Annotated in this window: 22 protein-coding genes; all 22 read right to left on the reverse strand. The window is 39.5% G+C overall.

What is annotated here, in order from left to right:
• Positions 1 to 156: 156 nt before the first annotated feature.
• Entirely contained in the window at positions 157 to 1,116 is a 960-nt protein-coding gene (locus AC1D0Y_RS01785) for an ABC transporter permease (protein WP_028410853.1), read from the reverse strand.
• A complete protein-coding gene (locus AC1D0Y_RS01790) occupies positions 1,113 to 2,174 on the reverse strand; it encodes an ABC transporter permease (protein ID WP_014458483.1) in 1,062 nt (353 codons plus the stop codon). Before AC1D0Y_RS01790 ends, AC1D0Y_RS01785 begins: the two co-directional genes overlap by 4 nt.
• Complete coding sequence (locus AC1D0Y_RS01795; protein WP_028410852.1) at positions 2,171 to 3,700, reverse strand: ABC transporter ATP-binding protein; 1,530 nt, start codon at positions 3,698 to 3,700, stop codon at positions 2,171 to 2,173. Before AC1D0Y_RS01795 ends, AC1D0Y_RS01790 begins: the two co-directional genes overlap by 4 nt.
• 119 nt (positions 3,701 to 3,819) lie before the next feature.
• Positions 3,820 to 4,908 carry a BMP family lipoprotein gene (locus AC1D0Y_RS01800; RefSeq protein WP_013058816.1) on the reverse strand — a complete coding sequence of 363 codons (1,089 nt, stop codon included), beginning with the start codon at positions 4,906 to 4,908 and terminating at the stop codon, positions 3,820 to 3,822.
• A gap of 134 nt (positions 4,909 to 5,042) precedes the next feature.
• Positions 5,043 to 5,768: a GntR family transcriptional regulator gene (locus AC1D0Y_RS01805; RefSeq protein WP_477707315.1), complete on the reverse strand. Its 726-nt coding sequence runs from the start codon at positions 5,766 to 5,768 to the stop codon at positions 5,043 to 5,045.
• A 357-nt stretch (positions 5,769 to 6,125) separates the two neighbouring features.
• On the reverse strand, positions 6,126 to 8,483 hold the full coding sequence (locus tag AC1D0Y_RS01810; RefSeq protein WP_060745993.1) for an FtsK/SpoIIIE family DNA translocase: 2,358 nt from the start codon (positions 8,481 to 8,483) through the stop codon (positions 6,126 to 6,128).
• Positions 8,484 to 8,621: 138 nt separating this feature from the next.
• Positions 8,622 to 8,831 (reverse strand): YlzJ-like family protein, encoded by a 210-nt coding sequence (locus AC1D0Y_RS01815; protein WP_025750284.1) that lies wholly within the window; start codon positions 8,829 to 8,831, stop codon positions 8,622 to 8,624.
• Positions 8,828 to 9,580, reverse strand: coding sequence for a ClpP family protease (locus tag AC1D0Y_RS01820; RefSeq protein WP_013058820.1), 753 nt, complete (start codon positions 9,578 to 9,580; stop codon positions 8,828 to 8,830). Before AC1D0Y_RS01820 ends, AC1D0Y_RS01815 begins: the two co-directional genes overlap by 4 nt.
• A 105-nt stretch (positions 9,581 to 9,685) precedes the next feature.
• Complete coding sequence (locus AC1D0Y_RS01825; RefSeq protein WP_098331914.1) at positions 9,686 to 11,353, reverse strand: ribonuclease J; 1,668 nt, start codon at positions 11,351 to 11,353, stop codon at positions 9,686 to 9,688.
• A gap of 194 nt (positions 11,354 to 11,547) precedes the next feature.
• On the reverse strand, positions 11,548 to 12,420 hold the full coding sequence (gene dapA, locus AC1D0Y_RS01830) for a 4-hydroxy-tetrahydrodipicolinate synthase (RefSeq protein ID WP_060745991.1): 873 nt from the start codon (positions 12,418 to 12,420) through the stop codon (positions 11,548 to 11,550).
• A 75-nt stretch (positions 12,421 to 12,495) separates the two neighbouring features.
• A complete protein-coding gene (dapG, locus tag AC1D0Y_RS01835) occupies positions 12,496 to 13,728 on the reverse strand; it encodes an aspartate kinase (RefSeq protein ID WP_060745990.1) in 1,233 nt (410 codons plus the stop codon).
• Positions 13,729 to 13,767: 39 nt separating this feature from the next.
• Positions 13,768 to 14,811 (reverse strand): aspartate-semialdehyde dehydrogenase, encoded by a 1,044-nt coding sequence (gene asd / locus AC1D0Y_RS01840; protein WP_013058824.1) that lies wholly within the window; start codon positions 14,809 to 14,811, stop codon positions 13,768 to 13,770.
• Positions 14,812 to 15,002: 191 nt separating this feature from the next.
• On the reverse strand, positions 15,003 to 15,608 hold the full coding sequence (locus AC1D0Y_RS01845) for a dipicolinate synthase subunit B (RefSeq protein ID WP_013058825.1): 606 nt from the start codon (positions 15,606 to 15,608) through the stop codon (positions 15,003 to 15,005).
• Positions 15,608 to 16,507: a dipicolinic acid synthetase subunit A gene (dpaA, locus tag AC1D0Y_RS01850; protein WP_013058826.1), complete on the reverse strand. Its 900-nt coding sequence runs from the start codon at positions 16,505 to 16,507 to the stop codon at positions 15,608 to 15,610. Before dpaA ends, AC1D0Y_RS01845 begins: the two co-directional genes overlap by 1 nt.
• A 188-nt stretch (positions 16,508 to 16,695) precedes the next feature.
• Entirely contained in the window at positions 16,696 to 16,962 is a 267-nt protein-coding gene (locus tag AC1D0Y_RS01855) for a YlmC/YmxH family sporulation protein (protein ID WP_028410846.1), read from the reverse strand.
• Between the two features lie 98 nt (positions 16,963 to 17,060).
• Positions 17,061 to 18,305, reverse strand: a complete 1,245-nt coding sequence (locus AC1D0Y_RS01860) for a M16 family metallopeptidase (protein ID WP_060745989.1) — start codon at positions 18,303 to 18,305, stop codon at positions 17,061 to 17,063.
• A gap of 28 nt (positions 18,306 to 18,333) precedes the next feature.
• Positions 18,334 to 19,314 carry a polysaccharide deacetylase family protein gene (locus AC1D0Y_RS01865; protein WP_016765374.1) on the reverse strand — a complete coding sequence of 327 codons (981 nt, stop codon included), beginning with the start codon at positions 19,312 to 19,314 and terminating at the stop codon, positions 18,334 to 18,336.
• A 142-nt stretch (positions 19,315 to 19,456) separates the two neighbouring features.
• Complete coding sequence (pnp, locus tag AC1D0Y_RS01870; RefSeq protein WP_028410844.1) at positions 19,457 to 21,583, reverse strand: polyribonucleotide nucleotidyltransferase; 2,127 nt, start codon at positions 21,581 to 21,583, stop codon at positions 19,457 to 19,459.
• A 168-nt stretch (positions 21,584 to 21,751) separates the two neighbouring features.
• Positions 21,752 to 22,021 (reverse strand): 30S ribosomal protein S15, encoded by a 270-nt coding sequence (rpsO, locus tag AC1D0Y_RS01875; protein WP_013058831.1) that lies wholly within the window; start codon positions 22,019 to 22,021, stop codon positions 21,752 to 21,754.
• A gap of 149 nt (positions 22,022 to 22,170) precedes the next feature.
• Entirely contained in the window at positions 22,171 to 23,127 is a 957-nt protein-coding gene (gene ribF, locus AC1D0Y_RS01880; RefSeq protein WP_060745988.1) for a bifunctional riboflavin kinase/FAD synthetase, read from the reverse strand.
• A 28-nt stretch (positions 23,128 to 23,155) separates the two neighbouring features.
• Complete coding sequence (gene truB, locus AC1D0Y_RS01885) at positions 23,156 to 24,073, reverse strand: tRNA pseudouridine(55) synthase TruB (protein WP_028410842.1); 918 nt, start codon at positions 24,071 to 24,073, stop codon at positions 23,156 to 23,158.
• Positions 24,074 to 24,165: 92 nt separating this feature from the next.
• Positions 24,166 to 24,531: a 30S ribosome-binding factor RbfA gene (gene rbfA, locus AC1D0Y_RS01890; RefSeq protein ID WP_013058834.1), complete on the reverse strand. Its 366-nt coding sequence runs from the start codon at positions 24,529 to 24,531 to the stop codon at positions 24,166 to 24,168.
• Positions 24,532 to 24,541 lie beyond the last annotated feature (10 nt).

The raw sequence follows: 24,541 nt of genomic DNA on the forward strand, positions 1-24,541 counted from the left end.
GAAACATTTTCAAGTAACTTGCCGCGCGCTTCCTCATTTCTTTTCATATTCTTTCTCTCAATGAAAAAAAGGCGGAGAAAAGAATATGATTTCTTTGTCTCCACCTTCTATATTTATCCAACTTTAGTCATTGTTAGACCTTATATAGTGGATTTATTAGCGGCGGCCTTTTTCGTAAGGAACGCCTAGCGCTTTAGGAGCCTCAGCACGTCCTACAAAACCAGTAAGTGCTAAGATTGTTAATACGTACGGTGCAATAGTTAAAAGGACGGATGGGATATCTTGAATAACCGGAATCTGAGCTCCCGTGATACTCAAAGACTGTGCTAATCCGAAAAACATGGCTGCACCTAAAGCACCAATAGGATGCCATTTCCCAAAAATCATAGCTGCAATAGCAAGGAACCCTTGTCCAGCAATCGTTCCTGCTGCAAAGTTTGTAGCGATAGACGTAGCATACACGGCTCCGCCGATTCCAGCGAACATGCCAGAAATCATAACCCCAACGTAACGCATTCTCACAACTTTGATCCCCATTGTGTCTGCTGCCATTGGGTGTTCACCAACTGAACGAAGACGAAGACCAAACGGCGTTTTATAAATGATGTACCATACAGCAAAAGCTAGCACAATTGCAATATAAGACGTAATAGGAACATTCGAAAACAGAATTTTACCGATTACTGGAATGTCTGATAGACCTGGAATACTTACTTTATCGATACGGAATTGGATAAAATCAGTTTGTCCTTTCCCAAAAATCTTTTTGATTAAAAAGATTGAAAGACCCGCAGCTAGAAAATTCAGCGCTACCCCGCTTACAGTTTGATCTGCTTTTAATGTAATACTTGCAACAGCATGAATCAGCGAGAACACAGCGCAAACAACAGCCGCAATTACTATCGCTACCCACGGAGCCCAAGCACCTAATGAATCCTGAAGTAAAAGGGTTGAAACAATACCTGTGAACGCGCCAAACATCATCAGCCCTTCTAATCCGATGTTCACGACCCCGGAACGTTCACTAAATATCCCTCCTAGCGCGGTAAAGATCAGCGGTGCAGCTGAATAAAGCGCCGCTGGAATAATAATGGCTAACACCTCTAAGAAGTTCATTTTGCTCCCCCCTTGCCTGCACGGCCAAGCACCCAGCGAATTAAATAACTAGATGCAACAAAAAAGATAATAAGCGCAATGACAATTTGAATTAATTCAGACGGTACGCCTGTCATAAAGTTCATTTGAGGAGCCGCAGTTTGCAATCCTCCGAAAAAGAATGAAGCTAATAAAATTCCAATTGCACTGTTAGCTCCTAAAAGGGCTACGGCGATACCGTCAAATCCCGTACCTGTAAACGCAGTGAATGTACCCATATACTGAAATGTTCCAAGCCCTTCCATTGCCCCGGCAAGCCCGGCAAAAGCGCCTGAAATCGCCATGGATAACACAATGTTTCGGCCTACATTCATTCCTGCATACTGTGAAGCATGTTGATTAAAACCAACAGCTCTTAGCTCGAAGCCCTTAGCTGTTTTATTCAAAATAAACCACATTACGACGGCTGCAGCGATGGTAATAAGAATGCCGTAATGAAGGCGAGAGTTATTGGTTAACTGTGCTAAAAAGCTTGATGCTAAAGATGCCGATTCTTTAATATCATACGATTTTTCATTACCCGCGTATAAATACGTACGGATTAAGCTGCTCGTTGTATAAAGGGCAATATAGTTCATCATGATGGAAACAATTACTTCATGAACATGAAATTTTGCTTTTAAAAATCCTGGAATAAACGCCCAAACTGCTCCAGCTGCAGCTGCTGCTAATACAGCTAAAGGAATATGAATGACTGCTGGTAAATCAAACGCATACCCAACCCATACTGAAGCCAACCAGCCAACTAAAAGCTGTCCTTCTACTCCAATGTTAAAGAGACCGGTTTTATAAGCAAACGCAACCGCAATACCAGCCAGAGCAAGAGGAGTCATGGCACGAATCGTTTCTCCAATGGCTTTTGGCGTTCCAAACATCCCGTCAAAAAGAGATTGATAGCCAAGCATCGGATCATAGCCGCCTAGTAACATAATAACCGCTCCGGCAATGAGTCCTAATATGGCCGATACAACAGGAATCAAAATCATCATTACACGTTCATTTTTCACAAGTTTATTCATGCTGTTCCACCCGCTTTCTCACGCGTACCGCCTGCCATTAATAATCCTAACTCTTGTTCATTGGTTTCTTTTGGATCTACAATGTCGACTATTTCCCCTTCATAAATAACCGCAATGCGATCGCTTAGATTCATTACTTCATCTAGTTCTAGCGAAACGAGCAGCACTGCCCGTCCTTTATCTCGTTCTTCAATCAGCTTTTTATGAATAAATTCAATGGCTCCTACATCAAGCCCCCTCGTTGGCTGAGCTGCAATTAATAGTTCCGGACTGCGGTCTACTTCACGGGCAATAATGGCTTTTTGCTGATTTCCGCCCGATAGCGACCGCGCTTGCGTATATTCACTAGGCGTTCGCACATCATATTCTGCAATTAACTCTTTTGCTTTTTTATACAGCTCTTTATAATTCAAAATACCTGATTTAGACATCGGCTTTTGATAATACGTTTGAAGACCGATATTTTCACCAATTGTATAATCTAATACCAGTCCGTGCTTATGGCGATCCTGCGGAATATGTCCTACTCCTGACTCCGTAATTTTACGAGTGGATAACGTAGACAGCTCTTGATTTTTTAATGTGATCGAACCCGACTTTATTTTTCTCAGACCCGTAATTGCCTCAATCAGCTCTGTTTGACCATTTCCATCTACACCCGCGATGCCTACAATTTCGCCTGCTCGAACGCTTAGATTAAGTGAACTTACAGCCTCTACTCCTCGGCTGTCTTCTACTACTAATTCTTTTATTGTTAACACAGCTTCTTTTGGAGTCGCTGTTTTCTTTTCAGTTTTAAAATGAACTTCTCTTCCTACCATTAAAGCGGCAAGTTCATCAGGGTTCGTTTCTTGCACATTTACCGTGCCAACTCCCACACCTTTTCGAATAATTGTACAGCGGTCGCACACTGACATAATTTCTTTTAATTTATGCGTAATTAAAATAATTGACTTTCCTTCTTGAATTAACTTTTTCATAATTTGAATTAATTCCGTAATTTCTTGAGGTGTTAAGGCGGCAGTAGGTTCATCAAAAATAAGAATATCGGCTCCTCTGTAAAGCGTTTTTAAAATTTCCACTCGCTGCTGCATGCCAACTGAGATATCTTGAATCTTCGCATATGGATCTACCGATAATCCATATTGATTTGAAAGCTCTTGAATATCTTGAGCTGCTTTTTTAATGTTGATTTTCCCCGTTCGCGTCGGTTCGTTCCCAAGAATAATATTTTCTGTTACTGTAAAGTTTTGAACAAGCATGAAGTGCTGATGAACCATCCCAATTCCTAAGTCGTTCGCTACGTTAGGGTCCGTGATTTTGACTTCTTGGCCGTTTACACGAATCTGCCCTTTTTCAGGCTGATAAAGTCCAAATAAAACGTTCATCAGCGTTGACTTACCTGCACCATTTTCTCCTAACAAAGCATGAATTTCTCCCTTTTTCACTTGGAGTGTAATATTGTCATTAGCGACAATACCGGGAAACTCTTTGCGAATATCTAGCATTTCAATAACATATTCCACTGCTTTCACTCCCTATTCCTGCCTGCTACAGGATTCTGTCTTCGGTTTTTTGGCTATGAAAAAGGCTAGTTTTCACTAGCCTTTTATACTCATATAATCATTGCTTAACAGACGTCAGCTTATTTTTTTAGCGTTTTTTCAAACTCTTTAAATTCTTTATCCGTTTGAGGCACTGTAATGTCACCGTCTAGAATCTTTTGCTTATACTCATCAACTGCTTTTAACGCATCTTTACTTACATTATCTTGTGATGGGGCAATTCCTACTCCGTCTTCTTTTAAGCCAAACACAACTTCTTTACCACCTGGGAATTTATCGTCCATTGCTTTTTTTGCAACATCTTCTACAGCCAAGTCAACGCGTTTAACCATCGACGTTAACGTTACGTTTTCAGGCATACCTTCTTCATGCTGATCGCGGTCAACTCCAATTACCCAAACCTTTTTATCCTTACCGCCTTTTGAACGGTTTTTAGCTTCTGTAAATACGCCGTTTCCAGTACCGCCAGCCGCTTGATAAATAATATCGGCGCCTTTGCTGTAAATAGTAGAAGCAATAGCTGAACCTTTTTCTGGAGAGTTAAAACTTTCTGCGTATTGAGAGATAACTTCAGCATCTGGGTTTACAGATTTAACACCTGCTTTAAATCCGTTTTCAAACTTCTTGATTAATGGAGATTCAACACCTCCGATAAAGCCGATTTTGTTCGTTTTCGTTTGTTTAGCTGCTACTACACCTACTAAGAAAGAGCCTTGCTCTTCTTTAAATAGAATGCTTGCCACGTTATCTAAGTTCTCTGACTTTAGCGTATCGTCTACTAATGCAAAGTTAGCGTCTGGATACTGCTTTGCTGCTTTTTTAATATCTTCTTTTAACAAAAAGCCAATTCCATACGTCAAGTTGTAGCCACTCTCAGCAAATTTAGAAAGATTGCTCTCGTATTCAGACGCTTTTGTAGACTGCAAATACTTATATCCAGTCCCTTCATCAAGTCCGTTATCTTTCCCAAACTTTGTAAGACCTTCCCAAGCAGATTGGTTAAACGATTTATCGTCTACCCCGCCCGTATCTGTTACCATTCCCACTTTAAAATCTGCCGCTTTTTTATCTCCGCCGCTCTTACCTGCGTCGTCTGAGCCACACGCACTTAAAAGTGTTCCTGCCGCTAATACTAGTGATAATGCAAGTCCCGTTTTACGTTTTAACATGTTTTAACCCCCTGAATAGTTTTAAAAGTATAAAGCCAATTTTCTATTTCGTCCTTGTGACCTACATTTGACACCTCCTTAAAAGGACAATGTTAAATAGTTGGAAATTTTCTGACATTTAACCACAAAAAAAACTAGACGCGTTTACGCAGTACTTGGAAACTAAATTGATCTGCTTTAAAATAATTGATGGAATATAAAATGGGTTCATCATGCTGGTCATAATGCATTTGTTTCAGTACAAGCAAAGCGGTTTCTGGCTCGCATTGTAAAATAGGAGAAACTTTTTCATGATAGCCTAGAGGCTCAATGTTTGCCACGGCGTATGCAATGTGCTTTCCTGCTTGTTTTTCAAGAATTTCTAGCAAAGACTCTTGTTTATATTCAAAATTTTCAGTCAATATTCTTTGAGGAACCTTGTCCATGCAATATACAACCGGCTCTCCGTTTGCCGTTCTCACCCGTTCAACAAATAAAATCTGTTCGTCTTCCCCGCATGCAAAACGTGTTAAATCATTTTCAGACAACTCTTGTATTTGAGAAGATAAGAAGATTGTTCCAGCCTTCATACCGGCTTGTTCAATCATATGTGTTATACTATTTAGTTGCTCAATCCCTGACAAAAAAGTAGGCTTCGTGTTGACAAATGTTCCCACGCCGTGTCTGCGAACAATAATATTCTCTTCTTCTAATATGCGAAGTGCCTCACGTAGCGTTGCGCGGCTAACCCCTAGCTGCTTTGATAAATCAAACTCTGAAGGGAGTCTTTCCTTTTCTTTAAAAATTCCTTTTTCTATATTTTGTTTAATTTTATCAATCACTTGTAAATACAAGTGCCGATTATCCGCACGTATAGACATCACTCTTCCTCCATATTAAAAAGTCATCAGACCTCTGATGTTCGACTACTTAATCGAAAATAATATATCATTTTTCGACAGATAAATAAATAGGTTATATTAATTTTTTATTAAAATTTTTAATATTTTTTTAAAAAAATGAATTTTTGTTATTTTTTAATGTCAGCATACCTAACAACCTGCTTTTCTTCTAATATTAGATAAAAACCAAACATTTTAGTCATTAAATTTTTTAATATTCGTTTTTATTTCATTTATTTAGCATGACATATTTTTGTATGATACTATTCTTCCTCTCTTTCGTTTCATAAAAAAGATGACTTGCACATATGCAAGTCATCTTTTCTAGTAACATTATTAAGATCCAACATCCTCATTCTGCTGAGAAATCAGGACGGAACGCGGCTTACTTCCTTCATAAGGTCCCACCACTCCACGCTCTTCCATTGCATCGATTAAGCGCGCAGCCCGGTTATAGCCAATTCGAAAGCGTCGCTGCAGCATAGAAACAGAAGCTGTTTGCATTTCTGCTACAAGCTGTACCGCTTCGTCATATAGCTCATCTGCAAAATCATCAACTTGTTCAGGAGCATCGGTTGGAATCATTTCTTCTTGATACTGCGCTTTTTGCTGTGCAATTACAAAATCAACAATCTCTTCTACTTCTTCATCTGATAAAAAGGCACCTTGCACACGCACAGGTTTTGAAGCTCCAACAGGCATGAACAGCATATCTCCTCTTCCTAGAAGCTTTTCAGCTCCTCCCATATCTAAGATCGTACGAGAGTCAGTTTGTGAAGATACACTAAAAGCGATTCGGGAAGGAATGTTAGCTTTAATAACTCCCGTAATAACATCTACTGATGGTCGCTGTGTAGCAATAATCAAATGAATGCCGGCAGCACGAGCCATTTGAGCAAGACGTGTGATCGAATCTTCTACATCAGATGAAGCAACCATCATCAAGTCAGCCAACTCATCGACAATCACCACAATATAAGGAAGAGTCGGCTGTTTTGCATCGGCGTCTCCATCGTCATTCATACGTTTTACTAAATCGTTATATCCTTCAATGTTTCTCGTTCCGCTGTGTGAAAACAGCTCATAACGTCGCTCCATTTCATTTACAACTTTCTTTAAGGCTTGAGAAGCTTTTTTCGGATCCGTTACAACAGGAGCCAATAAATGCGGAATACCATTGTACATATTGAGCTCAACCATTTTAGGGTCAATCATCATTAATTTTACTTCATGAGGCTTTGTCCTCATTAAAATACTAATAATAATACCGTTGATACATACACTTTTTCCGCTTCCGGTTGCCCCTGCTACAAGCATATGAGGCATTTTATTAAGCTCTGCTAGCACAGCTTCACCTGAAATATCTCTTCCTAAACCAACTAATAGCTTTTTATCCGGTCGGTTATTTTCAGTTGCTTCAAGTACTTCTCTAAGTGAAACCATCGCTACTTCTTCATTCGGCACTTCAATTCCTACCGCTGATTTCCCGGGAATTGGAGCTTCAATCCGAATATCTTTGGCAGCTAATGCAAGTGCTAGATCATCACTTAAATTAACAATCTTACTTACTTTTACTCCTACATCAGGATATACTTCATATTTTGTAACAGCTGGTCCAAGGTGAACTTTTGCCACTTTTGCTTTTACGCCGAAGCTTTGAAACGTTTTTTCAAGTTTTTCGGCATTTTTATAAATGTTTTTATGCTCTTTTGCCTGGTTGCTTTTCTTTGGCATCGTTAATAGCTTGATAGGAGGAAGCTCATACTCTTTATTTTCCGTTTCAGTAAATGTAATCATAGGAGCTTTTTCTTCTTCCTGTTCCTTTTGCGGCCTTGGCTGTTGCGGTGCAGCAGCTACAGGCTTCGATTCCACAACCGGCGGCACCGGAGCTATAGGAGCAGCAGCAGGTTGACTAGACTCTTCCTCTCCGTAGTCAAAGTGTTCAATAATTGGAGGCGAAGGTGCTTCTACTTCTATGTCCATGCTTTCTTCAGGCTCTTGAACAGCTTTTTCTTGGCGTCTCTTTTTTGTTGTTTTGGGAGCTTTTTTCTTTTTATGTTTCCACGTCTGAATATCTTGCCAGCCTTCTTTTAACTCCGTTGTTAAAAAATTCACTAGAGGTGACAAAAGTTTTAATACCGTTTCGTGAAGCGAACGTCCGGTAATAAGCAGTACTCCAATCACAATAAGCAAGGCAGCGATAAGTTCTGTTCCTAAGCTATCAAATAGATAGTAGAACATGGCAAACATAATAGCTCCTATCATCCCTCCGCCTAAATCACTGTGATTCGATTGGCCCGTTGCTTCGAGCATATACAAATCCCACGTGTTCATAATGACAGACGGATCTGTAAACGTTCCGTTTTTTGATAAATTTTCAAATAACGTAACATGACTAAACAGTAAAATAGATAAAATAATGAGATATGTACCGATAAGCTGCCGCGTCACTAAAGGAGGCATTTCCCTTTTCCAAATAATATAAACAGATAGAATAGCCATTCCTATTAAACACAGCATATACCATTCGCCAATAAATAAGCGGACCACTAGTACAAGGGCCTGTCCTACAGCACCAAGTCCTGCCATGGCAATTAACGTTAATGCTAATAAAAATAAGCCAATAAGCTCAAAGCGCAATATGCGTTTCCATTCATCCTTTTTTATTTGACCTCTTCGTTTTTTCTTTGCCATTTTTCCACTCCAATCAACGTCCAACGCTCTATGTTGATTTTGTTTCTTTTATCAGTTGAATAAAAAAGCAGCCAATACAGCGGCTGCCTTCTTCGTCATATTCATTATACCATATTCACCATAATTATACTGAAATCCTTACGACAAAATTTGACCAGGATAATAATTTTCATTCAAATAATCTTGAGGATTCGTGCTTAAAATCCTCACAATTTGCTGTTGCTTTTGTTCATTTTCTTCAACAATAACCGGGATTCCATTATGGCTAATAAGCTTTGGCTGAGATTGTTCTTGTTGATAAGACTGCTGAAAGATTAGTTCTTGCGGCATCATTGTATACAAAATCATTGCAGCAGCTGCTCCTCATTCTGACGTCCTTGCTCAATCAGTTCATTCAACTTTTTGATCGCTTGAGCAACTCCGCCTACTTCGTTAATTAACCCGTATGAAACAGCATCTCCGCCAACTACATTTGTCCCGATATCACGCGTTAAGTTCCCTTTTGAAAACATAAGTTCTTTAAACTTTTCTTCTGAAATATGAGAGTGTTCTCTCACAAAGTTAATCACGCGCTCTTGCATTTTATCTAAGTATTCAAATGTTTGCGGTACACCAATAACAAGACCTGTTAAGCGAATAGGGTGAATGGTCATGGTCGCTGTACCGGCAATATACGAATAATCAGTTGAAACCGCAATTGGAACACCGATTGAATGTCCGCCTCCTAACACAATGGACACAGAAGGCTTGGATAACGAAGCAATCATTTCAGCAATTGCAAGACCCGCTTCTACATCTCCACCTACTGTATTCAAAATAATAAGCAATCCTTCAATTTTTGGATTTTGTTCAATCGCCACAATTTGCGGGATGACATGCTCATATTTTGTCGTTTTGTTTTGAGGAGGCAGCTGCATGTGCCCTTCTATTTGTCCTACAATCGTTAAACAGTGAATATTAGAATCCTGAGGAAGCTGAGCCACGTTGGTCTGTCCTAATTGTTGAATTTTATCTAATATCCCGCCCTTGCTTTCTTCATTTTTATTAGGCTGCTGAGGCGCTTCATCAGAATGTAATCTTTCGTTATTTTCAAACATATTCTAGCTCCTTTCACTTATTGATAGTAGTAGTATGAACTTCTCATAGTTATTACATCCGCATCAGCTGCAAATAAAAAGCCTTCCCAGCGGGAAGGCTTCACATTAGATTTCCATAATAATCGGTAAAATCATCGGTTTACGACGGGTTTTTTCATATAGAAATTGATTTAAACTTTCTCTCATTTTTAATTTTAATGAAGACCACTCGATCACTTTGTCTTCCATACACTTTTCTAAAATTTGCTGAACAATCTTCGTTGCTTCTTCTAAAAGCTTTTCTGATTCTCTTACATAGACGAATCCGCGGGAGATGATTTCTGGCCCCGCTACTACCGTTTTTTGGCGTTTATTAATCGTAACTACTACCGTTAAGATTCCGTCCTGTGACAGCAGCCTGCGGTCTCTCAGAACGATATTTCCAATATCACCGACGCCTAGGCCATCAATAAGCGTATTTCCTGCTTGAATAGAACCGCTAGGGTACATGCGAGCATCTTTAAACTCAACTCGCTCACCTTTTTCAAGCAAACAAATATGATCTTCTGATATTCCTAATTGACCGGCCAGCTTTGCATAAGCTTTTTGTTTTCGATACTCTCCATTCACAGGCATGACATATTTCGGCTTTGTTAAGTTAATCATAAATTTTAATTCTTCTTGACTGCCGTGTCCGGAAGCCTGCACTTTCTTCTGAGCAAACACTACGCTTGCTCCTAAACGAAAGATGACGTCAATTGTTTTTGAAAAGGTCGTTTCGTGCCCCGCCACAGGTGTAGCAGCCAGCAGGACCGTATCATCTTGTTTGATTTGAATAAATTTATGGGACTGTTTAGCCATTCGAGTAAGACCTAAAATCGGCTCTCCGTGATGACCTGTTGTTAAAATAACCGTTTCATGTTCTGAAAGATCTTTTAGCTTTTGCACAGGAACAATTAAATCCTCAGGCAGCTGCAAATGTCCAAGTTTTGCTGCAATATCAATGATTTTCAGCATATTTTTTTCCATAACGATCAGATTGCGGCCGTGCTGATATGCGGCATGAATGATTTGCTGAATACGGTGCAGATTGGAACTGTATGCAGCAACAATGATTCGACCTTTGCTTTTATAAAAAGCGTCGGTAATATTTTGTCCAATGACGGCTTCGGAAACTGTATAGCCCGGCTTATCCGCATTTGTACTGTCTGAAAGCAAACACAGCACGCCTTGTTCTCCAATGGCAGCCATTTTTCCAATATCAGCGCTTTGAATGCTGACTGAATTTTGATCAAATTTAAAATCACCTGTATATACAATCGCACCTTGATTTGTTTGTAAACAAATACCGACTGAATCTTGGATGCTGTGTTGCGTTCTGAAAAATGAAATATCTACTCCTTCAAACGATAAAACCGTTGACGAAGTGATAGGATGTAAAGCTTCATATTTTTTAATTCCATATTCTTTTAACTTTTCTTTGATAAGTGCTAGCGTTAATTCTGTACCATATACAGGCACATCCAATTTTTGAAGTATAAAGGGAATAGCGCCAATTTGTTCTTCGTGTCCATGAGTAACAAATATGCCTTTTACGTTCTGCTGATTTTCTACTAAATATGTAATGTCCGGAATGACAATATCAATTCCTAACATTTCCCCTCCCGGAAACTTTGATCCTGCATCTAACACATATATGTTTTCATTGATTTCCACCACATACATGTTTTTTCCAAGTTCTCCGACTCCACCCAAGGCTGAAATTTTAATATTTTCTGTCTTTTCTAGTACCATAAGCTCCTCCTACTTACTTTCACCCGTTCAATTTCATTTGCTTACATTATAACTGAAGTAAGAATTGGAATACAAGAAATTTCATTCGTCTATTTCCGTCATCTGCTCTTCTATTATCTTATAAGAAAAAAACGTCTCTTTATCGACTCGTATATACGGTCAATGAAGAGACGTTTAAAAAACATACTTATAGCTTATAGCGTATTTAATGTGCTGACTAACGTTTGGCGTTCTTCTTCCGTTAACGGAACTAAAGGTAATCGTACCGATCCTACGTCTAACCCTTTTAGCTGTAAAGCTGTTTTAACAGGCGTTGGACTTGGAGCCGCAAAAAGAGATTTCATAATGGGTACAATACGCTGATGAATTTTTGCTGCTTCCTTCGGATTTCCCGACTCATACAGCTTAACCATCTCTTGCATTTCATTCCCAATAACGTGAGAGGCAACAGAAATAATACCAGTTCCTCCAACTGCTAGTACCGGTAGTGTTAAACCATCATCACCGCTGTATAAAGCAAAATCATCGCTTGTTTGTGCGATAATAGCTGTCATTGCGTCAAGATCTCCGCTTGCATCTTTTAACGCTACAACATTTGGCAGTTCAGCTAGGCGTACAATTGTATCAACAGACATATTGATAACAGATCGCCCTGGAATATTGTATAACATGACAGGCAGCTCTGTACTTTCAGCAATTGTTTTAAAATGCTGATATAAGCCTTCCTGATTCGGCTTGTTGTAATAAGGTGCTACAATCATAATCGCATCTACGCCGATTTCTTCTGCCTTTTTTGTTAATTCAATTGATGCATACGTATTGTTGCTTCCTGTACCAGCCACAACAGGTACACGGCCATCTACTACCTTTACTGAGTGGCGGAACAGCGCCAGCTTTTCTTCTGTTGAAAGCGTAGGAGATTCACCCGTTGTTCCTGCAATAACCAACGCATCCGAACCGTTGCTGATTAAATAGTTAATAAGCTGCGTTGTTTTTTCAAAATCAATATTTCCTTTATGATCAAAAGGCGTTACCATCGCTGTTGCGACTTTCCCAAAATCAATCATGTTTTCACTCCTTGAAATTGCATTATCCCTATTCATGTAATGAACCGTTAGCTTATAGCTAACGGAACATGTAGTTTATCTCTTTTGCGGTGCTTTTGACAACTCAAAGGCACCATGAAGAGCATTAACGGCTTTCTTTAAATCCTCTTCTTTTACAAGCACCCAAATCGTCGTATGGCTGTCAGCAGATTGTAAAATCTGAATACCTTCGCCAGAAAGGGCTGTAACAATTTTAGATGTAACACCAGGCACCCCTGCAATTCCTGCTCCAACCGTTGACACTTTGGCACAGTTGCGAATAACAGCCGGCTCATACCCCAGCGCATGAAGCACATCAATCGCTTTGTCAGTTGCTTCATCTGTTACCGTATATACAACACCCTTCGGTGAAATATTGATAAAATCTACGCTGATTTTTTCTTGTGCCATTGCTTTGAATACTTCTGCTTGCGTATCATAATGGCCTTCTTTACTAAAAACTTTAATTTGAGTGACGTTGGATACGTGCGCGATGCCTGTTACAAGGCGTTCTTGTACATCGCTTCCACGCTGCTGTGCTTCACCTTGAGATGTAACGAGCGTACCTGTTGAATCAGCATACGTGGAACGGACGCGCATCGGTACTTTTGCTTGCATGGCAATTTCTACGGCACGTGGGTGAACTACTTTTGCACCTTGATAAGCCATGTTGCATATTTCGTTATATGTGACAACGGATAGCGGTCTTGCATCTTCTACAATACGCGGGTCCGCTGTCATCACACCTTCTACATCTGTGAAAATGTCAATGTAATCAGCCATAAGGGCTGCACCTAAAGCTGAAGCAGATGTATCGCTGCCTCCGCGTCCAAGCGTTGTTGTATCACCTTCAGTAGTTGCACCTTGAAAGCCTGTTACAACAACGACATCATATTCTTCTAATTCTTTTAACAAACGATCGCATTTCATTTCTAGTATCTTGGCATTGGTAAAATCATCATTCGTCACAAACCCGGCCTGTGCACCGTTTAACGCTGTAGCTTTAATACCATTTTCGTTTAATAAATTCGTAAACACAACCGATGAAATTAATTCTCCGCATGCCATAAGCATATCAAGCTCACGTTTATTAAGAGACGCTTTATTTCCATCAACAAGTGAAAGCAATGTATCCGTTGCATACGGCTCACCTTTTCGTCCCATTGCCGATACAACAACGACTACTTTGTAACCCTCACTTAATGCATTATTTAAATGATAGATTGCTCTCGCTCTTCCTTCTTCGTTACGAACGGAAGTTCCTCCAAATTTTTGGACGATTATTTTCATACTTACACCTCATCATGTTCCGAGACACTCTGGTTGCGCTTATTTTACTAAGCTAAGCTTAATAAGTGATTCTGCAATTTGTACAGAATTCCAAGCTGCACCTTTTAACAAGTTATCAGAAACGATCCACATATGGAAACCGTTATCGCGATCTAAATCTTTACGAATACGGCCGACAAACACATCTCGTTTACCTACACAATCTGCTGGCATTGGATATACTTGATTTTCTGGATCATCTTGCAATACGATACCAGGTGCATCAGCCAATAAATTTTTCACATCAGCTACCGTTACACCGTCTTTTTCAATTTCAATGTACACTGACTCTGAATGACCTGTTACAACCGGTAGACGAACACAAGTAGCAGCTACTGGCAATTCAGGCATGCTCATAATTTTCTTCGTTTCATTAATCATTTTCATTTCTTCAAATGTAAAACCGTTATCTTGAAATTTATCAATTTGCGGAATGGCATTAAAAGCAATTTGATAATGTTTTTTATCTCCACCAACCGGTAAAATTTCCGGTGTAAACTCTTTTTCTTCTAAAATAGCTTTAGCTTGTTCTTTTAATTCATTAATTGCAGCAGCGCCTGCTCCAGAAACGGCTTGATACGTTGATACTAGTACTTTAGATAAGCCATATGTTTCGCGCAACGGCTGTAATGCTGCAACCATTTGAATTGTGGAGCAGTTTGGATTAGCAATGATTCCGTTATGTGCGTGTAATGCGTCTTCATTCACTTCCGGCACAACTAACGGGACATTTTCATCCATTCGATAAGCGCTTGTGTTGTCTACAACGATTGCTCCGCGTTTTACTGCCTCTGGTGCAAGTGCTTTTGAAATACTCCCGCCTGCACTGAATAAAGCAATATCTACGCCTTCAAAGCTATCAGGAGTTGCTTCTTGCACAACAACTTCTTCTCCGTTAAACAACACTTTTTTACCAGCTGAACGAGCTGAAGATAATAACGTTAATTTACCAACTGGAAAATTACGCTCCTGTAGGGTTTTAATCATTTGTTGTCCTACTGCACCTGTTGCTCCTACTACTGCTACATGTAATTCTCTTGTCATTTTAATACCGCCTCCAACAATTTTCAACTACTCAACATTTATCTGCATATACTGACTATTTTAACATATTATTATGCTTCATTGCGTCAAAGAAGAGAAGATTTTTAAAATCTTCTCTTCTTTGAGATTGAGAGTTCTCTTACAGCCGCAGTATTGAATAGATTCATGCAACAGCAAGAGGCATATATGTCCTATGACTCTTGACCGTCGCGGAACCTTTCGACAATAACAGGCTGAATCTGTTTATCTTCAAGCGCTGCGTACACCGTGTCTGATAACATCGTCATACGCGCTACCATTGAATTCGGCTTAAGCACCGGGTCATCTTGACCAAATGGAATAAAATAAATATTTTTAGTCGCCATTAGCCTCATTAAGTTTACACCATTTAGCCCTAGTGCGTCATTAGTCGAAATTCCCAGTACCACCGGCTTATTATTACGAAGCGTTGCTTTAGCTGCCATGAGTACCGGAGATTCAGTCATTGCATTTGCAAACTTACTCATCGTATTCCCAGTGATTGGGGCAACCACCATACAATCAAGCGGAATCTTTGGTCCTAAAGGCTCTGCTTTTACAATTGTATTGATGACGGCGTGACCCGTTAATTCCTCAATTTTCTTCACCCAGTCTTCTCCATCTCCAAAACGAGTATTTGTGGATTGTACAGTGTAAGAAACGACCGGTAACACTTCTGCTCCCAAATTAACAAGCTTTTCAATTTCCGGCATAACCGCATCATACGTACAGTGAGACCCGGTCAAGCCGAATCCTATTCTTTTACCTTTTAATGACATTATTTTTTCTCCTCTCTCGCATCCGCAGCGTCTTTTAATAAATTCACTAATACATTAGCGACAATCTGACCTGCTGTTTTTGGAGCCACAATTCCTGGAAGACCTGGTGCTAAAATAGCTTTAATTCCTCGTTTTTCCGCATAGCGGAAATCGGTTCCTCCAGGCTTTGAAGCTAAATCAATAATGAGTGCATGGGTCGGGACATTAGATAATGTCTTAGCCGTTAAGATGGGGTATGGAATGGTGTTAATACATATATCACTATCAGCAATTTCTTTATCGAGTTCAGAAAGATAGAAAGGTTGCAAACCCATTTCAGCAATACGTGCTAAATGTTCAGATTTTCTAGCTCCTACTTTTACATTGGCACCGAGTGCAGCAAAGGACCTCGCCACGCTCATTCCTACTCTTCCTAAACCTAGGACAGAAATATTTGAACCGTGAATGGTAAAATCCGTATGTTGAATAACAAGCATGATGGTACCTTCAACAGTAGGAATAGAGTTATAAATTGCTACATCATCACGCTCAAATAGCTGAACGAGTTTACGGTTTGTCGTTTTGACTAATTCGTTTAAATACCCATTGCTAATACCAGAATAAATAATGCAGTGCTCAGGCGTTTTTTTAAGTATTTCTTCAGTCAGCACTACTTTTTCATTTGAAAAAATAGTATCTACTTGCCCTTCGTGATTTGTTCCAGGCACTGGAAGGATGATGGCGTCAACATCTGAAAAATCCAGCTCCTCTATCTGATATTTCGTCGCACCTGTAAAACCATGATCTAGCTGATCAAAACCAATAAGAGAGGTTTTTGCATCTAATTGAATTAATTTTCGAATGACTTCAAGCTGCCTAGCATCACCGCCAATTACAGCTATGTGCAAATCCGTTAACATGTTTCATTTTCACCTTCTTTAACATTAAATAGATGTATCTTTCGCTTAAACCATCGAGATGTAAAGTGCTATCAATACGCCCTAGAATGCCTATTGCTTTTCTTCAACATACTATGTAAACACACAGGAATCGGTGAATCTTTATCCCTGAAAATAAAAGAAACGAGATGCAGGAAGCATCTCGTTTCTTATTTTGTTGACTCATTGTTTATGTCTTCTAGCTGCTGGACATTTACAATCACCATATCTGTACCAATTTTTTCGATATTTCCCCACGGCACTCGCACTTCATCTCCTTGCTTTCGAAACCCAAACCACTTCACAGATGGAATAATCAGCGCATTAATTTGTCCCGTATGTTCATTAATTTCAAGATCCGTTTGCCCTAAAATACCCAAACGTTCTGCTCGCTTAACATCTACAATTTCTTTTCCACTCAGTTCGCTTAATCTCATAGAATCCCTCCTTTCATCTAATTTATTGAACAACCATACAAAAAATGACAAAAAAATAAGGCTGGCTCAATTATTTTAGCCAACCTTACTTTTACTGTTTACTTTCCTTTAAAACCTTTAGGTAAATCTCCACTCGGGCTTATTAGCGAAAGAGCAAATTCATCTTTGAAAATATCTCGTGCAAGACCATTTACACTATCTTTAGTCACGGCATTAACAAGGTCTAGAATCTCATCTAATGAACGGTGATAGCCTAGCATTAACTCATTTTTTCCGTTTCTGCTCATACGGCTATTTGTACTTTCAAGGCTCAGCATTAAGTTTCCTTTCAGCTGCTCTTTGCTGTTAGAAAGTTCTTTATCTGTAATCCCTTTGTCTTTCAGATCATAAAGCGTTTCTTGAACGGTATCATATAATACGTCGAGCTGATGGCTTCCCGTCCCCCCATAAATCGTGACAAGACCGCTGTCTCGATAAGAAGAATGATAAGAGAAAACAGAATAAGCCAAGCCGCGCTGTTCGCGGACTTCTTGGAACAAACGACTGCTCATACTTCCGCCAAGCACGTTATTTAATACAATTAAGCTATATACACCTTCTCCACCGATTGGCAAACCTTTAAAGCCAAGGCAAAGATGAGCTTGTTCTGTTTCCTTTTTGCGCGCAATATGATTTGTATGAAACTCTGGCTGAACATATTGATGAGCGGAATGACTTGACGTATATGTACCAAAATAGTTTTCCACCTGCTGAATAAAACTTTCATCAATGTTTCCAGCTACTGAAATAACGATGTTTTCGGGAATATACATTTGCTCCATATACTGACGAAGCGAATCACCGTTAAATGTTTTTAACGTATCTTCCGTTCCTAAAATTGGATAGCCTAATGGATGATTGCCATATACGGCTTTGCCTAATAAATCGTGTACAATATCATCAGGTGTATCTTCATACATTTTAATTTCTTCATATACAACATTTTTTTCACGAGCTAATTCCTCTTCATCAAATGAAGAATTAAAGAACATATCCGCTAGCACATCGAGTGCTTGATCTGCGTGTTCGTCTAATACTTTTGCATAGTAGCACGTGTATTCTTTAGAAGTGAATGCATTTACTTGTCCCCCAATGCGGTCGAAGCTTTCTGCAATTTCACGAGCAGATCTTGTTTTTGTTCCTTTAAAAAACATATGTTCAAGAAAATGTGATACACCATTAATTTCAGGGTGTTCACTTCGAGAACCCGTTCCGATCCAAACCCCAATGGCCACAGATCGAACAGTTGGGATATTTTCCAATACAATTCTTACACCATTTTTGCACGTATATCGTTTTATCAAGCTAGTGCCTCCCTTTTGCTTATCTCACTTACTTCTTAGTAGAAGAAGGTATTTTCATCATTCGTTCTTCATCTAGCATTGTTGACACATCGCTAACTTTCAGGCCTTTGCGTTCAATATCGGTTAACAATTGGTCAAGCGATTCGGCCGTTGATTCAGTCGGGTGCATCAGTACAATAGCCCCTGGGTGAATCTTTTTCATTACTCGATTAATTAACACTTCTGAACTTGGCTTTTGCCAATCGATTGTATCAACTGTCCACATGATGGTACTCATTTTTAACTGAGAAGCAAGCGTTACTACTTCGGGGCGAAAACTGCCGCTCGGCGGAGCAAACCATTTTACTTTTTGTCCCGTAGTAGACGTAATAATATCATTCGTTTTTTTAAGCTGCTGATTGATTTGACTAGCCGATAAAGTGGCCATATCAGGATGAGAATAAGAGTGGTTTCCTACTTCATGCCCTGCGTCTACAATCATTTTTGCCATATCTGGATTATTTTTAACCCATTTTCCTTCTAAAAAGAAAGTTGCTTTAGCATGGTGCTTTTTTAGCACTTCTAACATTTTAGGCAAATACTCGTTCCCCCATGCTACGTTCACTGTAAACGATACCATAGGCTTTTCATCGTGTCCACGGTAGATAGGTTCCTGTGGTAAATCCTTCAAGTGAACCTTTGGTCTAACCTGTTTGTACACTAGTTTTTTTTCATCAAATTTACCCGCAGGTTTCATATTTTTATAAGAAGCAGCAAGATCAACTTTTATGCCGTTATAGCCAGGAACCCGTTTCCATACGGGATCGATTCGTGCATTTGCTGCCGGCTTTTCATAATCTTTTGCTTTTTCTTCAATCTTTTGATATAACGCATCATGCTGAGCTGATACAAGTTGTACATCGGATTTAAGTGCTTCTATATATGCTTCAGCAAAAGGATTATAAATAGATTTATATGTAATTGCCAGTAAAAATAGAAATGCTGTAAATTGCACAATGGTTCTCTTCACTTATCCTTCCCCCTTTACCATTTAAAATATGTATAAAGAGGACAAGGTAGAACAAACATCTACAAACGATAAAATCGCCCTACACATGGATTTTCTTCATGTATGGACGATTTCACAATATCTATATAGTAGTAAAAGAAGATTATTTTGTTTCTTTTGCTTTTTCTTCTTTTTCTTTTTGTTCTTTTAAAATTGCTTTACGAGATAAGTTAACGCGGCCTTGTTTATCAATTTCCATAACCTTAACTAAAAGCTCGTCACCAATCGCTACAACGTCTTCCACTTTTCCAATACGCTCTTCTGCAAGCTCTGAAATATGAACAAGCCCATCTTTTCCGCTGAAGATTTCTACAAATGCACCGAATTTTTCAATTCGTTTTACTTTTCCTAAGTACATTTGGCCGACTTCAACTTCGCGTACAAGATCTTCAATAATTTTCTTCGCTTTTTCATTCATTGGCTGATCAATAGAAGAAATGAAGATTGTACCATCTTGTTCGATATCAATTTTAACGCCTGTTTCTTCGATGATTTTATTGATTTGCTTGCCGCTTGGTCCAATAACATCACGAATTTTATCAGGGTTAATCGCCATTGTAAGGATCTTAGGCGCATATTGAGAAAGCTCTTGACGAGGCGTAGCAATCGTTGACATCATATGATTTAAGATCTGCATACGGCCTTTTTTTGCTTGTTGAAGGGCTTCGTCTAAAATTTCACGAGATAACCCGTCAATTTTAATATCCATTTGAAGCGCAGTTACGCCATTTTCCGTACCTGCTACTTTAAAGTCCATATCTCCTAGGTGATCTTCCATTCCTTGAATGTCCGTTAGAATCGAATAGTGTTCACCTGATTTGATCAGACCCATGGCAATCCCTGCTACAGGTGCTTTAATTGGAACCCCAGCATCCATCATTGCAAGCGTACTTGCACAAATACTCGCTTGTGAAGTAGAACCGTTTGACTCTAATACTTCAGATACAAGACGAATTGTATAAGGGAAATCTTTTTCATTTGGAATAACAGGCTCAAGTGCACGTTCACCTAGCGCACCATGTCCAATTTCACGACGACCCGGTCCACGCATCGGTCTAGTTTCACCAACACTAAATGAAGGGAAGTTATAGTGATGCATGAAGCGTTTAGATTCTTCTACACTTAAACCATCTAAAATTTGCACATCGCCCAGTGCACCTAATGTACAGATGCTAAGCGCTTGAGTTTGTCCACGCGTAAATAATCCAGATCCGTGTGTACGAGGAAGCAAGTTTGTTTCAGAAGAAAGTGGACGAATTTCGTCAATACTACGGCCATCAGGACGCACTTTTTCTTCTGTGATCAAGCGACGCACTTCACTTTTAACAAGCTTTGATAAAATTTCATTCACTTGATTTAGTACTTCTTCTTCTACATCTTGCTCTTCAAATTTTGCAGCTACGGCGCTTTTCACTTCTTTAATTGCATTTTCGCGCGCATGCTTTTCTTGAACTTGAACCGCACGGTTCATGTCACCTTCTGCAATTTCGCGAACTTGACGCTCAAGGTCAGCATCCACAGTATAAAGCGCAACTTCTACTTTTTCTTTGCCTACTGCTGCTACAATTTCTTCTTGGAACGCAATTAATTTTTTAATTTGCTCGTGTCCAAACATAATTGCTTCTAGCATTACTTCTTCCGGTACTTCATCAGCGCCTGCTTCAACCATGTTGATCGCGTCTTTTGTACCAGCAACCGTCAGATGAATATCGCTTTTTTCAAGCTCATCTACCGTTGGGTTTACAACAAATTCATTGTCTACACGGCCTACGATTACGCCTGCAATAGGACCTTCAAATGGAATATCAGATACTGATAATGCTAATGAAGAACCGAACATTGCCGCGATTTCTGAAGAACAGTTTTGATCTACGCTCATTACAACGCTGACAACTTGAACTTCGTTTCGGAAACCATCTGCGAATAAAGGACGAATCGGACGGTCGATTAAACGGCTAGCCAAGATTGCTTTTTCACTTGGTCTGCCTTCACGCTTAATGAATCCACCTGGGATTTTACCGACTGCATATAAACGCTCTTCATAGTTTACTGTTAACGGGAAGAAATCTACATTTTTAGGCTCTTTTGAAGCCGTTGCTGTACTTAATACAACTGTGTCTCCATAGCGGATTAATGCTGCGCCATTTGCTTGTTTTGCCAACTGGCCAACTTCAACTTCTAGCTTTCGTCCAGCTAGATCTACGGAGAACACTCGTTTTTCTTGTTCCATATCGACGAGTACCCCTCTCTACATATAAAATATGTATGTAATCAAATGTGATAGTTTTATTATAAACGAAATATCCAAAAACAATAGCTTTTTTCACATTATGTAGCATCTTTAATGTTTCTTAAATGTACATACTAAAAAAGCGGGAATGCTCCCGCTTTCTTCTTATTATCGACGTAAACCAAGTTTGTTGATTAACTCACGATAACGAGTAACGTCTTTGTTACGTAGGTAGTTAAGTAAGTTACGACGTCGACCTACCATTTTTAAAAGACCACGACGTGAATGGTGATCCTTTTTATGAGTACGTAAGTGACCGTTTAGATTGTTAATTTGCTCTGTTAGGACAGCGATTTGAACTTCTGGAGAACCAGTGTCGTTCGCATGAGTTTTGTACTCACTAATGATTTCATTTTTACGCTCTTGTGTGATAGCCATCCTATTCACCTCCTTATTATTAAACCCCAGTTACCGAGCAAAACGTTGGTGAATCGTAATGCCAAGCAATGGTTGTTTTACATACAAGTGTTATGTTACTACTTATTGAAGCAAAAAGCAAGTCGTAGCAGCTATTTATATATATTTTTTTATTTCTTATGCTTTTGAATTCCTTCAAAATAAGCAAGGGCTTCTTCCTTGTCCTTTGAGATCTGACCGACAAGCTCTTCGATGCCGCTGAACTTTTTTTCTGACCGAATCATTCGGTGCCATTTCACCGTTACGTGCTGATCGTAGATTTGTTCGTCAAATGATAATAAGTGCACTTCGATTGTTGGCTTTTCTAAATTTTCGTGAAAAGTCGGCTTATAGCCCACGTTGCATACTCCTGCATACCACTTGCCGTGGAGCTGAAGCTCAACAGCATACACGCCGATGCGCGGAAGTAAATACTCATCGTCTAAGGCGATGTTAGCAGTTGGAAAACCTATTTGCCTGCCTCGCTTTTCTCCGTGAGTTACTGTGCCTGACACTTCATAATAGCGCCCAAGCAGCTCTTTTACTCGATGCATGTCTCCATTTGCTAAATTTTCGCGAATAAGCGTTGAACTAATTTTTTCTTCGCCATTTGTTAACTTATCAATTGTTGTTTGAGTGAATTTTGATCGAGAATGAAATGGTAGTATTTCCATTGTTCCTTTACCTAACTTTCCATACGTATAGTCAAATCCAGCTACCACATGCTGCACATTCAGGCCAATAATATACTGATCCACAAACTCTTGAGGCAATAGTGCTGCAAACTGTTTATCAAAATGAACGATATATAAAAAGTCAATTCCCATTTCCTCAATGAGTTTCTTTTTTTCTTGAAGTGGTGTGATCATATCAATGTGCTGCACGTTGCGCCCGAGCACCACAGAAGGGTGAGGAGTAAACGTCATCACAGCACTAGCTATGCCTTTTTCATCGGCTAACCGTTTTGCTGAATTTATCACTTGCTGATGCCCTAAATGCACACCATCAAAATAACCAAGCGCTAACACTGATTGTTGAACAGCTTCTCGTTGAAAGTGGTGTGGATGTCGAATTTCAATCGTTTCCAAAACACAGTTCACCTTTTCCCTAACCGGTCTAGTCGATTGCCAACACTTTAACCGGCTTCATTAAATGTTTTTTCGTTGGGTGCTGAGCATAAATTGCTAAGCACTTGCCTGCAGAATTTATCATTAAAAAGAATGGTTCCTTTTTTAACTCTTCATCTTCTGTGCACGGCAATACCGCGCCATTTTTCACTTTCTCTGCTAATGTATCACTAATTTGAAGTTTCGGCAAATGATTAAGAGCTTCTTCGATCGAATGCAGTTTCTCATTAATCGTTTCTTCTTCTACCGCCCGTTCAATATCTTCAAATGTCACACAATCTTCTAGTGAAAACTGCCCTGAACCCGTTCGCTGCAAATAAGACATATGAGACGGATAGCCAAGAGCTTCTCCAATCATCACAGCAAGCGTTCGCACATATGTACCTTTGCTGCACGTTACGCGGAATTTGAAGGAAATTTGTTCTCCCTCAAATGTAGCGCGATCGTCCAGCAGTTCAAAGCTATAAATATGAATGGTTCTAACAGGGCGCTCTACTTCGATTCCTTGCCTTGCATATTCATATAGCTTTTTACCTTTGACTTTTACCGCGGAGTACATTGGAGGCACTTGCTGAAGTTCTCCTGTCATCGAAGACAGCACTTCTTCGATTTGAGCACGTGAAAAAGAATCCACTACTTTCTTTTCTTCTACAATCTCTCCGGAAGAATCTTCTGTTGTTGTAGAAAATCCGAGTGTAACTTCTCCCTCATAAGTTTTAGTAGCTCCTGTTAGATACTCTACAATTTTGGTAGCTCTACCGATACAAATAGGCAATACCCCTGTAACGTCTGGGTCTAATGTGCCTGTATGCCCTACTTTTTTAGTGCGAAGCAGCTTTCGGACTTTAAACACACAGTCGTGCGAAGTCAGGCCAGCTGGTTTATGTAAAACTAAAACACCGTCCACTCATTCTTCATCTCCTTTTCATTTAAAAAAGGGCGTCTCAGAAGCAAAAACCACTTTTGAGACACCCTTTTTTGTTTCTACATTCACTGATCTTATTCGTTCTCTTGATGGTCATCGCTTTCTTTTTTAATTTCATGAAGCAATGATTCAATTCGATTACCATAATCAATTGATTCATCAAATTCAAACGTAATTTCAGGTGTTTTACGTAAGCGAATGCGCTGACCGATTTCTGAGCGGATAAATCCTTTTGCTTTCGCAAGGCCTTTTAACGTGTTCTCACGCTGTTCAGCATCTCCTAAAACAGAGATATAAACTTTCGCTTGCTGTAAATCGCCTGATACTTGAACATCTGTTACAGTCACAAAACCAATGCGCGGATCCTTGATTTTACGATTTAAAATCTCGCCCATCTCTTTTTTCATTTGTTCTCCGACTCTAGTTGCTCTTATGTTCATCTGTGTCACC

Source organism: Priestia sp. P1_B12_1, from assembly GCF_056406695.1.